Source organism: Streptomyces rubrogriseus, assembly GCF_027947575.1.
Taxonomy (GTDB): Bacteria; Actinomycetota; Actinomycetes; order Streptomycetales; family Streptomycetaceae; genus Streptomyces; species Streptomyces rubrogriseus.
In genome coordinates this window covers 4,434,069-4,447,609 of the sequence record NZ_CP116256.1, presented here as the reverse complement: position 1 = coordinate 4,447,609, position 13,541 = coordinate 4,434,069, and the positions used below count along the sequence as shown (strand labels likewise).

Sequence of the window (13,541 nt, the reverse complement as noted above, 5' to 3'; positions counted from 1 at the left end):
GCGGTCGTCAGCGTTGCGGGGTGTGGCGGGTGGTGGGGTCGAGGCGGCTGAGTACCCAGCGGATGAGGTCTTTGCTGAGGGTGAGGCCGGGGTTTTCTTCGAGGGCGTCGTGGAGAAGGAGGGTGATTCGTGCCCAGTTCCTGAAGGATCCGTGGCCTGCCATGTCGTCGGTGTACAGGATCAGTTCGGGCTGCGCGTCGGCCCAGATGCGCTGGTAGGCGGGGATGACGGCCTGGACTTCGGTGGGGGTGAGGGGGCTGAACTGGTACCAGTCGAGGATGCGGGAGTGCAGGGCGGGATTGTTGAGGATCTTCTGCCGAGCGTTGCCGCTGCCGACGAGGATGATGGGGGCGCGGCGTGCGTCGTCGCCCCACAGGGTGCGGAAGTACTCCAGTGCTTTGGTTCCAAGTCCTTGTACTTCGTCGATGAGCAGGACGCGTGGCTCGGCTTCGAGTGCGTCGTGGATCTGCTGGTCGCAGGGGCCGACGGACTGCGGGGGTGGTCCGGGCAGGTCGAGGCGGCGCCAGAGCTGGGTGCGGATTTCGTTCATGTTGGCGCCGGTGTTGTAGCGCAGCCGTACGGTCGTTTCGGGGGCGTGGCGTCGTAGGACGGTGTGGACGGCGAAGGTTTTGCCGAGTCCGACGTGTCCGTGGATGCAGACCAGGGCGTTGTGCTTGATGGCTTTGAGGATGCGGGTTTCGGTTTCGGCTACGGCTTTGGTGGCCATGGCGTTGGCTCCGGTGAGGCCCAGGTAGTGGTCCTGGCTGGGTGGTGGGAGCTGGCTGGGGCGGGGCGAGGTGGCGGGGGCGCTCACGGCTGGTCCTCGGGTGGTGCGGGCGGGGTGGATGGCGGTGTGGTGCGGGGGTCGAGTGGCCGGGTCAGTGCGGCGTCGGGTTCGGGCAGTTTGATGAGGTCGGGCAGGGCTTCTGCGGCCGGGGTGAAGCCGTCGAGGGTGCGCAGGTACTCGAGGGCTTCTTCTTCGGGCATCGTGTCCAGCGGGACGGGTGGTGAGGGGCGGGTTGCGGCTGCGTAGCGTTCGTTGCGGTTCTTCTCGGCCTTCTTCAGTTGGGCGCGCAGGCGGTCGGCTTCGCGGCGCCGGGCTTGTTTGAGGCTGAGGGCCTGTTCCGGGGTGGCCTGTGCGGTCATGGTGGCGGGGCCGAGGTGGCGGCCGGTGTGGGGGTCGTAGAGCTCGACGCGGTGATCGTGGTGCGGGAGGTAGCGCAGGTCGACTTTCTCGCCGACGCGGCCGTGCATCCAGTCTGCGATGTAGTTGCGCTTGCGCCACCGGACGCCGCTGTTGTTGATGGTCAGGGGTTTGCCGTGGCGTTCGAGGGTGTAGGTGTGGAGGTCTTCGGCCCTGACGGTGTCGATGAGTGCGGGGTCGGCGTCCCAGGCCTGGCGGGGAGTCCGGCCGTCCAGGCTTTTGAGGGTGTTCTCGTGGTTCCAGCGGTGGACCCAGGTGAGGACATGGTCGACGAACACTTCGAAGTGGAGCAGTGGCTGGTCGGGGTCGACGGGTTTGCCGCCGCGGAGGGTGGGGGCGTGGGTGTAGCCGGGCATGCCGGCGAACAGGGTCTTCTTGATGGCTCCGTTGACGGCTTCGACGTTGCCTTTGCCTTCGGGGGTGAAGGGCGGCAGGGCGATGATCTCGGTTCCCAGGACGCCGAGGGCTTCGGTGACCGTGGCGCACAGGAACTCTTTGCCGCCGTCGACGCGCAGGTAGGTGGGGATGCCGCCGAACGGGCCCTGGTGTTCGTCGATGAGGATGGCGTCGCGGATGGCGACGAGGACGCCCTCGCGGCTGGGGCGTTGTGGGCTGATGGCGAGGCCGCAGATGGCCGAGGTGGCGCAGTCGACGAAGAAGGTGATCCAGGGTTTGCGGATGTGGCCTTCGACGCGGACTTTGACGCTGGCTTCGACGTGGTCGGTTTCCCAGGCGTAGTTGCGGTGGTGCCGTTCACGTTCACCGGCCACGTCGAAACGCCGGCGAGCTCTCTCGCCGGCGCGGAGGCCGGCCCGCATGCCGGGGGTGAGGGCTTTGTTCGTGGCGCGGTGGAAGGTGGCCAGCGAGGGCACGGGGTGGCCTTCAGCTTGTAGTTCTTTCCAGGCGGCGGTGGCGTTGCCGCGCCAGCGGGTCACCGCGTCGAGCATGTGCGGGGTGAGGACGAAGCTGGTGCGGCTGGGGGGCTGGTAGGTGCCGTTGTTGGCTCGGGCGTTGGCGAGCCAGCGGTCAACAGTACGGGGATCGACGCCGAATGCGTCGGCGACGCCGGCGATCCGGGCGCGGGTGAGCCGCTCCGACTGCTCGAGGGTGTAGAGGCGGTGGATGGCGGCGGCGCGCAGGGCTTGATGGTCGGGCGGGTGTGGCATCCGGGGTGTGCCTTCTGGTCGGGGCAGGTCAGGCGGGGGCGAGGGAGAGGAGGCCGGCTCCGTAGCTTTTGGCCCGGCCGATGCCGTTCTTCAGTGCGTCGGTGAGGGGGGTGGTGTCGGTGATGCGGGCGAGGCCGTCGAACTGGGTGAGCGTGAAGTAGGGGGCCGAGCGCGTCACGCGGGTGCGGGGAAAGGGGCGTGGGAGGGAGGTGATGGTGACGGGTTCGAGTCCTGCGGCGGTGGCGCGGCGCTGCCACCAGGCGAGGGCGTCGTCGCCGGTGAGGTGGGTGATCTTGCCGCGGCGCTTTCCGGTGACGGGGTGGGGGTGGGGTTGCCTGCGGAGCGGGCGACGGTGGGGGCGGCGGTGATGCGGTAGCGCACCGTGCGGCCGGGGGTGAGGGAGTTCAGCAGAGGGGTGAGGTCGAGGGTGCGGCCGGTGCCGTAGTGGGCGGGCAGGGCGGTGAGGTCGGGCGGGTTGGCAGTCTGGACGAGGAGGACGGGATCGGGTCCGGGTTCGGTGCGGAACAGGAGGCCGGCCCTGGCCCGGGGGGTGGGACCGGCGTGGTCGGAGACCAGACGCATCAGGGTCTTGTGGAGGCTGTCGACGTCGGCAAGGTCTGCTCTGACCGCTGGATGGCCGGGGTCGAGGATGAGGCGGGAGAGGCTGGTCACGCGGGTGCTCCGTGCATATACGTGGTGAGGGCGTCGAGGGGCCTGGGGCCTGTGTAGAGGTGAGCGGGCAGAGCTTCGGTGGTCATCCACAAGGGGCGCGGCAGGTGGCGCCGGGCATGGCGGGTGAGGTTGACGGGTTCGCTGGTGCTTTCCCGGTCGGGCGGTGTGGCGGGGTCGGTGCCGGGGGGCGGGTGTTCCCAGACGAAGGTGGTGGGCAGGTGGGTGTCGGCGGGGCCGGGCGGGCGGCTGCGGGTCAGCGGGACGCGGGTGAGCAGTTCCTCGACGGGGTCGGGGCTGTCTGGGTTGAGGACGAGGGGTTCGTCGGGCAGGCAGGCTCGGCGGCCGAGGAACAGTCCGAAGCGGGGCCGCTCCAGGGTTTCGGCGATGTGGCCGATGAGGAGGGCGGGCCCGGTGACGGCGACGGTGAAGACGGCGTCGGTGAGGTAGTCGCGGTGGGAGACGAGGGTGGCGGCGGCCACCTTTCGCCGGGCGCCTTCGCCGGTGTGAAGGCCCTGCTCGCGGGGGCGGCCGCCGCCGACGGTGTGAAAGTCGCGGTAGCGGGTGCCGGGCTGGTCGATGCGGAGGCTGAGGGTCAGGTCGCGGTGGCTCGGGGCGGTGGTGTCACCGGGTGTCTTCAGGTGGGGGTAGGGGTCGAGGGCGTGTTCGCGGGGGCGGCCCTGCGCGGCGGCGAACATGCCGATGAGTGAGGAGCGGGTGGGGAAGGCGCAGGTGTCGCGGTAGTGGAAGACCCCGCGTTCGCCGGAGGACTGCAGCAGGCCTGCCAGGCGCAGGACGAGGCCGGTCACGGCCGGCCCGTGGGGGTGAGATCGGCGGTCGCGGCGGCGGCGCAGGCGGCGGCGAGGGCGTCGAAGGACGTGTGGCGGGAGCCAAGGTCCTTGACGGGCTTGGCCTGGGTGCCGGTGTGTCCGTGGGCGACGAGGTGGCGGGTGCCGAGCAGGCGGCTCATGGTGGCGGCGTAGTCGGCGAGCGCCTGGCGGGCGGGGGCGGTGTAGCCGCCGTGGGCGGGGGCGGTGACGGGCTGTTCGAAGGCGGCGCCGTAGGAGACGGAGCGGCGGTCGCGGACAGCGTAGTGGACGAGGTCGGGCACGGTGTGCGGTGCGGTGGCGGTCTTCTTGCCGCTGGGCATGCTGAGGATGAAGTGCTGGACGAAGAGTTCGACGAGATCCTTGACCGTGCCGGCGGTGGCGCTGGGGCCGAGATTGCGGTGGAGGTCGGTGATGTTGATGGTGGCGAAACGGTAGAAAAGGCTGGTGGTCAGGAACGCGGTCTGGAGGTGGGCGCTGCCGGAGTCCCCGTCCTGGGGGAGGTCTTCCACTGCGGTGAAGAAGTCGGGCTGCGGGTCGCTTTGGTGCACGGAGAAGGCGGGGGCCATCTGCACGGCTGCTTCGACGTGGCCGGCGGGGATTTCGGCGAGCATCCGTCCGAACAGGTTGATGCTCGCGGTGCGGCGGGTCAGGTGCGCGGCGAGGTCTTTGGCGGGCAGGACCGGTGCGATCTGCTTCTTGGGCCTGTGGGCGGCGAGTGCTTCTTCCAGGTCGGTGCGGTGCTTTTCGCACAGGGCGACGAGGTCGTCGATGACGTCCTTGGGGAGGTAGAGCATGGCCTGGGTGCGGTAGCCCTCCTGGTCGTTGTGCTGCAGGCCCTTGTCCTTGGCCGAGTGGACGATCTGGGCCGCCGCGAACGCGGCGAGGTCCTCGGGCCACTGGGCTTCCTGCAGTTTCCGGGCGACGAGGGGCGGCACCATGCGGGTGCGGGCGGCGTGCTCGCCCAGGTCCTGCTCGACGTTGAGGCGGATGGGCCGCTTCCACGCCTGAGGGGAGACGAAGGCCCGGGTCGTGTTCCCGAAGAGGATGGTCTTGGGGTCGCCGTCGGAGTCGCGGTTCAGGTTCGCCGCGGTCACGGGCTGCAGGATGTGCAGGTCGAGGAAGCGTGCGGGGGTGTGCATGAAGGGGCTCTTTCGCGGTGAGGCGGCGGGCATGCCGCTGATGCAGCCCACGGGACGGGGCTGCCGGAACAAGAGGGACGAGGGGGGCCGGCACTGTACTGGTGGCCGGCCAGTCGTGCGCCGTGGCATGGTGCGGGGTTTGGCGGGCGCCGGGGACGTCGGCAGGTCCTGCAGGGGCTGGCCGGAGCCGGCTGCCGCCTCTGCGTGCTTCAGATGCGCCGGGGTTCGGGAGTGGCGAGGTAGAAGGCGTCGCGCCAGCGCAGTCCGACCTTGTCACGGCGGTAGGGGCGCTGCACCAGGTCGTTCAGGAGGACTGCCCAGTCGGGGGTGATGCCGTCCTGCAGCAGCCGTGTGACGGGTGCGGGCAGCCGGCGGTGGAGTTGGTCGTCGCTGAGGCGGGTCAGGACGTGGAGAAGGCTCTCGGTGCGCTCAGCCTGGTGGCCCGCTCGGCGTACGGCGGTGGCGAGGGTGGCACCGAGGTTCGGCCGGGCGTACCAGGCGGCCGGGTCCGGCTTTGGTGGTGGGGCGGGTTCGACGGGGGCGACGAGCAGCCCGTCCGGGCCGTCCTCGGGGTTGAGGAGGCCGGCGTCGTGGTCGGGGCGGACGCCCGGGGTGTGGGACTGGGGTCCGGCCATCGCGATGAGGCTCGCGACGGTGTAGTAGGCGCGGCGTCCTTGGCGGTGCGCGGTGCGCCGGGCCAGGTAGCGGTCCATGGGGGCGCATTCCTCTACGGGTCGGCCTCTCCCCCGGCTGAGGCGGACCCGGACGCCGGGTTCGGCGCACAGGAGGTGGATGTGGGCGACGAACGCGTCGCAGGAGGCGCGGTGTTCGGCTGCGGTGGACATCAGGCGGCTTTCCGGGGTGTGGCGGACCGGCGGTAGAGCTCTTGGACGGCGTGGGCGACGGCGCGGGCCGCGGAGGTCTGGCGGGTCCGGGCGGCTTCGGTGGTCTCGCGCAGGGCGGCGGTGGCCGCGGCCGCGAACGCCGTGGGGGCTGGTGTGTCGGGTTCTTCCAGCAGTCGCCAGAACACCGTCTCGGCCTTCGGCCAGTAGCGGGTCAGTGACTTGTTCACCCAGGGGGGCGGTGCGGTGCGGCGGCGGCTGCGGCTGCGCATGGCGGTGTCCCATGCCTTTTTGGCGACGGTCTGCAGTCGCCGTGCGGCCTGTTCGGCTTCCCGGCAGCACTCGGCGATGCGCTGGGCCTTGGCCGGGTCGTGTTCCTGTGTCCAGTTCAGCAGGGGCGGCGTGATGGCGGTGTACCACTGGAGGTCTACGGCCTGGCCGTCCTGGTCGAATCCGTGGACGCGGATCCGCAGGCTGCGTCGCAGGGGTTCGGGGAGGTCGTTGAGAGTGTCGAAGATGGCCGGCCGGAGCTGTGTGCCGTGTTCGTCCGGGGCCAGGAGCAGGGTTTCCAGGTCACGCCACCATGCGCGGGACGCGGCGGCGCGGTGGATGATGCGGCGCTGGTCGACCTTCTTGGTTTCGGGGGTGATGCGGTAGGCGAGGTAGGGGTCGGTGGTGATCGGCTTGTCTTCCTGGGTGGCCCAGGTGAGGTAGGCGTCGGTGACGGTGGTGCCGTCGTCGCCGGGCACGAGGAGGATCGCGTGCCGGCTCAGTCCCGTCAGTTGCCGGCCGGGCCAGGTCACCGGACCGTGCAACGTGGTCTGCGGGCCGGGTGGCGTGGATTCTTCCCAGGGGCAGGTGTCCGCGCCTGGCGGCTGGTCGTCGCCGGTGAAGGCGGGCACACCGGCCAGGAGCGTCTCATGCAGGGTGCGGCCCAGCGGGTGGAAGGACACGCTGGACCGCAAGGGGCCGCTGGTCTGCTGCCGGCTGGTGACACCGTCCAGGGGGGTGCGGGTTGTGCCGGTGCCGGAACGCCCGTAGTAGTGGTGGATGAGCAGGATCTGCAGGGCTTCGGCGGTGGGAACGGGCTCGGCGGTGTGGTGGCCGTGCGGGCTGAACCAGGCAAAGTTGCGGCCGGCGGGCCGCCCTGGCACGAAGGCGTTGATGCCGGTGCTGTGGTCACACTCGGTGCGCAGTGAGGGGGTCTGCAGCCAGGGCCTCACGGGATCGAAGACGTCCCAGCCGTGCTGGTCGAAGTAGGTGTGGACGGCGTCCGGGTCGAAGCGGCCCTCGGTCAGGCGGCTGCGGCGCAGCGCATTCCACTGGGAGGCGGTGAGTTCGGGGTCGTCGAGGCCGGTGATGCGGGCCGTGATGGCGGCCGCGATCCGCAGGAGTGCTGACGCGGCCGGTGGTTGGGGCAGGGCGAGGTCGTCGATGCGGTGGGCGTCCAGGAACAGGGATCGCAGGCCCACTTGGTCGTACTGGCCGCCGGTGCGGACGTCGATCCAGGGGTGGTCGGCCGCGCTGAACGAGGTGGTGGGCGGGGGTAACGCAGACAAGAGCGTGTCTTTCGAATGGGGGCAGAAGCGGAAGGTGCGGTGAGGGCTTGGGCGATGGGGTGCGCCCGGGGCCAGGGTGGTGTTCCCTTGGGCCGGTGGCTGGGTCTGGCTCGGGCATGCGGCAGCTGCACGTGCCGCGCGTAGGCACGGCTGGGCAAGGGGTCGTCACCGCGCCCTTGTGGGGCGAGGGGAAGGATGTGCGAGGTGCGGTCGAGGGTTCGACGGGGTCGCGGGTACAGCGAACCATGCCGCTGCCGTCTCTCACGACCAGTGAGAAAGTCCGACGATCAAGTAATGGCGTAATGCTTTTGGCTCTGGGCTTCACGCATCGTGATTACTGCTGTTTGCGGTGTTGGAGGCCGAGTTCTTCGTCCATGCGGAGCCAGTGCTGGCCGAAATGATGTTCACTCTCACGGGTTACGGAGTCGGTGGGCAGCAGCACGATGTCGGCGAGCAGGGGGTGCTGCTTCCAGCTGGCGGGCGGCTGGTGCGGGGCGGAAGCGCGGGCGACCCAGGCGGCCGGGACGGGCAGTGAGTGTTCGAGGACGCTGCGCAGGTGGCGCGGGCCGAGGTGTTCCTGGTCCGGGAGCGGCAGCAGGCCTGCTGCGTCGAGCGTCAGCGTGCCGTCGGCACTTCGGTAACAGGGCAGCAGCCGGCGGGGCAGGACACCGGGCCTGGTTGCGGCCTGGGCGGTGGTGAGGTGCTGGCGGTGCAGGTCGGCCAGGGAAGAGACCCGTTTGGGCGGGGGTACCAGGTGGACTGCGCTGAGCTGCTCCTGGCGGCTGGTGCGGGCCTGGTGGGCGGCGGCCATCTGCTGCAGGCGCGTCGTCTGGGCTGCGAACCCGGAGGTGACACCGTGGACCTGTTCGACGAGAGCCTGGACGTCGTCGGGGACGACGAGCGGTTGTTTCTCCAGGGCCGGCAGGAGCCGGGCGGTTTCATGGAGGGCGACAGCGGGCTCGACCGTGTCCCAGCCGGGCGGCAGGGCGGTCGCGCCACGGGAGTTGACCGGGTGCAGCACCGTCAGCGTCGGACTGTTCTCCCCGTCCCACCAGACGGGCCGACGCCCCTGTCCGGTCCACAGGCGTGTGAAGCGGCCCAGACGGCCCATGCGCTGCAGCAGGCGTGCCACAGAGGCGAGGTCGCTGACCATCAGGTCGACGTCGATGTCCAGACTCACGTCGAGGAGACTGGTGGTGACGAAGACGCGCCGGGCCGGGCGCGGGCCCGTCGGACCCAGCCGGTGGCGGAGGTCTCCCAGTGTGCTCTGCCGTCGCCGCCCCCTCACCCGGGCATGGACGAGGACCAGGTCGTCAGGCGCGCCGCTCCAGATGCGGCGCAGGTACTGGTAGGTGTCCTGCGCGTCGCCGACCGTCGCGCACACCACGGCCGCGCACCCGCTGTGGCGGATGACCCGCTGGAGCACGTCGGCGACCACCGCAAGGCGCTCCCCCGCTTCGACCGTACGGCCGGCCGGCCCCAGGGGCCGGTAGGTGACCGGGCGGACGTGGATGCGTGCGCTCCTGCGTTGGACGGCCCGTTGCTCGTCCTGGGCCTGCTCGGGCATGCGGTGGACGACGGCGGTCGCCGCATCCGCGAACAGCCACCTGGGATAGCCGGGGGCGAACGAGGCACCGTGCAGACCAGTACGGCCAGCGCCCCACAGGTAGGCCCGCACCAGGTCGGTGGCGGTCGATGCGGGCATCGTCGCCGACAGCAGGACGACCGGGCAGTTCAGGGCTCCCAGCCACTGCAGCAGGCGCAGCAGCTGGAGCTGGCTGAACGGGTCCAGCGCGTGGGCTTCGTCGACCACAACGGTCTTGCCCGACAGAGCCAGCATGCGCAGCGCACTGTGGCGGACGGGCAGGACTGCCATCTGTGCCTGGTCAGTGGTGGAGACGGTGTACTGGGCCAACAGTGCGTTGTCCCTGCCACGCAGCCACCGGTCGGGCCCCGCGGCGCCCGGACCGTACTCGGTTTCGTCGTCGGCAAAGGAGTCGTCCTGGTCGTCGGTGAACGGGTCGTCGGGCGGCCCGTCCACGACGGTGGCGTCGGCCGGGGACAGGATCCGGCCGGTGTATGCCTCGTTGAGGTCGCTGTGGTGGTGCACCAGCGTCACCGGCGCGTACCCGGGCTGGTGGGCGCGCACATAGCGGTCCAGGACCTCGTAGGCCTGATCGGCGGCGGCCGTCGCCGGCAGCAGCCACATCAGCCCCTGGGTACCGCAGTGCTCGTTGAAGATCCGCGCCATCTCCAGCGCGGCCACGCTCTTGCCCGTGCCCATCGCGTCCGTGACGACCGCGATGCCGCTCCCCCGCTCGGCGACCAGGCGCGGCAATTCCTCCATCACGGAACGCTGCAGAGCGTTCGGTTCCTCCAGTCCCGGGTGCGCGGTGGTGAACGGGATCCGGTCCAATGCGAAGCGGGTAAGGCCGAGCCGCTCGACTTCCTCCTCTGCCTGCCGACGGGCGCGGCTGTGGTGCTCGGCGGCGCCGAAGGACGGCGTGTCCGCGTTGGGCACCCAGTACCGGCGCTGACTCGCAACCCGGTCCGCGACCATCGTCAGCCCCGTGATCAGCACGGCCGCCTCCACCGACAGCCGCTCCGAAGCCTCATCGACGCCGAACAGGTGCCACAGCAGCCGGGCGTAGCGGCGACGCAGATCCTGCCACGCGGGCCCGCCCAACGTGGCCTCCACCCGCTGGGCGGACGCCGCCCCGTCCACGTCGAGTTGCAGGAACCGGCCATGATGCCCGCCCAGACACTGCGCAGCACGAACAGCGGGACTGTCGTTACCGCCAACGGCGAATCCCAGTTCGCTCAGCAGTTGCAGCCCCACATGCATCGACGCACGCGCGTGCGGCACATGCACCACCGGGCCCGTGTCCGCCAACAGGTCCTCCCCCAGCCGCACATACGCCGCAGGCTCGAGAGCCTGGAAATACGGGATCAGCTTCCCGTTGTCGTGCATGGCAGCCAGGAAACACACCACCGAACGCGCCTGCTCCTGCGGCATGTTGAGCCCTGCGCTGATGACCCGGTGCTGGCTCGGGGTCAGGAACCGGTCCCACAGCACCCCGGCCACCGCCCCCACATCGATCAGGTGGAACAGCAGCGAGTACACCCTCAGCGTCGTGCGGTCGAACTTCCCCCACGGACGACGGTCAACACCGTCATACCGGGCATCCTCAACAACTCCCATCCCCCAACGCTGCCACCCCGTGCTGCTCACGAGACCACGAACGCCAGAAAGCAGAGATTCCTGCCGTGCATCCAGTCCCGTGTGCCATCATCTCCCAGCCAGTCAGAAGCAAATGACAGGCACACCATGCCAGAACCGCCGGGCCGGAGAGGGCAGCGCCCGCGCGAGCGGGAGTGACCCGCCGCTGCTCGCAATGGCCCACAGCGCCGACCAGCAGCGCCCGCGCGAGCGGGAGTGGCCCGGCGAGGTAGACACGGCGGCCGCCTTCGCAGTCGCAGCACCCGCGCGAGCGGGAGTGACCCGCGCACCGGCAGCAGCTCTACGTAGCCGGCGCCGCAGCGCCCGCGCGAGCGGGAGTGAGTGACCCGTTCGGGCTGTCCGGGAACGGCTGCCGGTTGCGTAGCGCCCGCGCGAGCGTGGGGACTCGGCGACGTACTCCAGTGCGTTTCCACAATGGGGTGGAGCCTGCGTGAGCGGAGTTGAATTGGCCTTCCGTGGCTGCAGACTTTAAACGTAAGTAGTACAGTCCGTGCGTATCAGAGTTGCTCAGCCAGCGACTCATGAACCAGGCCAGTGCAGTCCGCGGAAACGTGAATGACTCGACGACCGCGTCCCGGCCCACGATTCGCCACCGGTAGCGCCCGCGCGAGCGGGGATGACTCGACGGGCACGATGATCCGCGCAACCTTGGTGGAGTAGCGTCTGCGCGAGCGGAAGTGACTCGGCAGGATTCGGGTCGGTGACGTCGATGATCAGGTAGCGCCCGCGCGAGCGGGAGTGACACGACCATCAGTAAGAAGACGTACAAGCAGAAGACGCAGCGTCCGCACGAGCGGCGGCACCCCGGGGCGCCATCGGGTTGCCACTCTCCCGGAACGGACGGTGGACACCGCGGCCGGACACATACATGCGGCAGCCCCTACCGTGGCCTGGAGATCGCTCGCATGCGCCACGGAAGAGCGGAACGCCCGCGCGAGCGGGGGCACCGCGTCCAGCGTCTTTGCCGCGTTGGCCGTGGGAAACTTCGTGATCTATCCGGCCACGAGGCAGCGGGCTGTCGCCTCCGGGGCCAGCAACAAGGTCATCGGCTGGCTGGCGACTTCTGCAGTATGCCTGGAAGCAGTACGAGATCGTCGGTCGCATCATCATTCCTCTACCCAGACTCAAGCAAAGACGGGTAAATGCGCTAGGTTGCCCAGGTCAGAGAGGGTGACGCCCGCGCGAGCGGGGATGACTCCCGGCTCTCGCTCAACACCCGTTTCGATACGCCGTAACGCCCGCGCGAGCGGGAGTGATTCGAGGGTGGCGAACCGGATCGGACGGCCCCGAAGTAGCGCCTGCGCGAGTAGGAGTGACTCGGCCCGGGAGGTGAGCATGTTGTCCGCCGTCTCGTGCCGCCTGCGGGAGCGGGAGTGACCCAACGCTGGTGTCGATCCGGGTGGCCAACGGCCTGAAGAACCCGCGCGTTTGGACGATGAGGTAAGCCTGCGGTAGCGGGGGTGATCCAGACTTCCTGTCCAGGACGGTGACCGCAGCGTTGCCGAGCCCGTTGAGCGGGGGCAGGCGACTTCCGAAGCACGCCCCGGAGGCAGTACGAGGTCTTCGGTCGGTCGTATCATCCTTCCCCTACTCAACCCATGCAAAATGCAAGCAAAATACGCTAGAGTGTCCAGGCCAGAGAGGGTAACGCCTGCGCGAGCGGGGATGACTCGCCGTCCAGGCTGCTATGGATGATCACGTAGTGGAACGCCCGCACGAGCAGGGATGACCCGCGTCCGTCGTCAGTGGTGCCGATCGCTGCGGTGTGGAGCCCGCGCGAGCGGAAGTGACTCGTACGCGTACCTACTGAACGGGCTGAACACCAGGTTGTGCCTGCGTGAGCGGGGGTGACTCCCCTGGAGCTTTTGGCTGGCAGGGCCCGGTCCGGGCGTCCCGCCGCTCGTGGACGTAGCGCTCGCACGAGCGGGAGCAACTCGGTTCTCTGGCCCGCTGTGTTCAACGCAGGGATTCCGGCACACGCCGGGCTGTAGTGATCTCAGAGGTCGAGTCCGCTGGCAACACCGGCGCCGTGAAGCCTGCGCGAGCAGGAATGCTCCGACCGCACTGACCGAACGATCCCGCACGTTTCTGCACAGCCTGCGCGAGCGGGAGTGACTCCCACCCACTACAGCGCGCACGCGGCAGCAGTGATCGGGTGGAGCCCACGCGAGCGGGATGGAAGCGGGAGTGACCCGTCGGCGGGGATGCGAGTGTTGTCATGGAATGCATGGAGCCCGCGCGAGCGGGAGTGACCCGACGCTGACGACCATCGCCTTGCACTTCCATCGGCGGAGCCCGGACAAGCAGGAGTGACTCGATCTCTGTGTTCTGCAGATGTACCATCGGAAGCCCGCGCAAGCGGGAGTAACCCGGCGCATAAACCCTGACCGGCCACGGAGCGGGGGTGACTCTCTCCACTGCGGCTCAACGGTGGGTACCTGCCCGCAAATCCGCGTGAGCGGGAGTGATTCGACGATGTCCGGGCGGGCATGGATCGTTCAGTAGAGCACGCGTGAGCGGGTGTGGCTCCAGCGATCTCGTCTCGCTCTCATTGCTGCACCCATTACGCCCGCGCAAGCGGGAGTGACGCGGTCATGACGGTGCGCAGGTTTCACGGCGCCGCGTTACGCACGAGTGGGAGTGACCCGACCGCCCTGGTCGAACGGCCACGCGTTTCTCCGGAGGCCCTTCGACCGGGAGCCATGCCTATCACCACTCGGCCCGGTGAGACGTAACGCCCGCGCGAGCGGGGGTGATACGGCCTCGGTCTCCTTCACCATGTGGTGGAATACTTGGTGTCCGCACAAGCGGGAATGACTCGCGCCGCAGCTCATCCTCCTGCTTACGCAGAACGTAGTGCCCGCGCGAGCGGGGGTGACTCGGTGCCGCTG

At 69.5% G+C, this 13,541-nt stretch carries 9 protein-coding genes; all 9 read right to left on the bottom strand.

Annotated features, from left to right (window positions below; genetic code table 11):
* Positions 1-7: 7 nt before the first annotated feature.
* The 9 genes from Sru02f_RS20325 to Sru02f_RS20285 all read right to left on the bottom strand — a co-directional run bounded on the left by Sru02f_RS20325 (position 8) and on the right by Sru02f_RS20285 (position 10,641).
* Positions 8-814 carry an ATP-binding protein gene (locus tag Sru02f_RS20325; RefSeq protein ID WP_159107530.1) on the bottom strand — a complete coding sequence of 269 codons (807 nt, stop codon included), beginning with the start codon at positions 812-814 and terminating at the stop codon, positions 8-10.
* A complete protein-coding gene (locus Sru02f_RS20320) occupies positions 811-2,370 on the bottom strand; it encodes a Mu transposase C-terminal domain-containing protein (protein WP_109031378.1) in 1,560 nt (519 codons plus the stop codon). The genes Sru02f_RS20325 and Sru02f_RS20320 overlap by 4 nt, the downstream gene beginning before the upstream one ends.
* A gap of 28 nt (positions 2,371-2,398) precedes the next feature.
* The gene (locus tag Sru02f_RS20315; RefSeq protein WP_373103738.1) at positions 2,399-2,662 is read right to left on the bottom strand and encodes a type I-E CRISPR-associated protein Cas6/Cse3/CasE; all 264 of its coding nucleotides are present in this window, start codon (positions 2,660-2,662) and stop codon (positions 2,399-2,401) included.
* Positions 2,545-3,042, bottom strand: a complete 498-nt coding sequence (locus tag Sru02f_RS20310; RefSeq protein ID WP_373103497.1) for a type I-E CRISPR-associated protein Cas6/Cse3/CasE — start codon at positions 3,040-3,042, stop codon at positions 2,545-2,547. The genes Sru02f_RS20315 and Sru02f_RS20310 overlap by 118 nt, the downstream gene beginning before the upstream one ends.
* Complete coding sequence (gene cas5e, locus Sru02f_RS20305) at positions 3,039-3,848, bottom strand: type I-E CRISPR-associated protein Cas5/CasD (RefSeq protein WP_159107529.1); 810 nt, start codon at positions 3,846-3,848, stop codon at positions 3,039-3,041. Before cas5e ends, Sru02f_RS20310 begins: the two co-directional genes overlap by 4 nt.
* Positions 3,845-5,008, bottom strand: a complete 1,164-nt coding sequence (gene cas7e, locus Sru02f_RS20300) for a type I-E CRISPR-associated protein Cas7/Cse4/CasC (RefSeq protein WP_109031376.1) — start codon at positions 5,006-5,008, stop codon at positions 3,845-3,847. Before cas7e ends, cas5e begins: the two co-directional genes overlap by 4 nt.
* Before the next feature lie 209 nt (positions 5,009-5,217).
* Positions 5,218-5,853 (bottom strand): type I-E CRISPR-associated protein Cse2/CasB, encoded by a 636-nt coding sequence (gene casB, locus Sru02f_RS20295; RefSeq protein WP_109031375.1) that lies wholly within the window; start codon positions 5,851-5,853, stop codon positions 5,218-5,220.
* The gene (gene casA, locus Sru02f_RS20290) at positions 5,853-7,409 is read right to left on the bottom strand and encodes a type I-E CRISPR-associated protein Cse1/CasA (RefSeq protein ID WP_244941811.1); all 1,557 of its coding nucleotides are present in this window, start codon (positions 7,407-7,409) and stop codon (positions 5,853-5,855) included. The genes casB and casA overlap by 1 nt, the downstream gene beginning before the upstream one ends.
* A gap of 334 nt (positions 7,410-7,743) precedes the next feature.
* Complete coding sequence (locus Sru02f_RS20285; protein ID WP_244941810.1) at positions 7,744-10,641, bottom strand: CRISPR-associated endonuclease Cas3''; 2,898 nt, start codon at positions 10,639-10,641, stop codon at positions 7,744-7,746.
* Between the last annotated feature and the right edge of the window lie 2,900 nt (positions 10,642-13,541).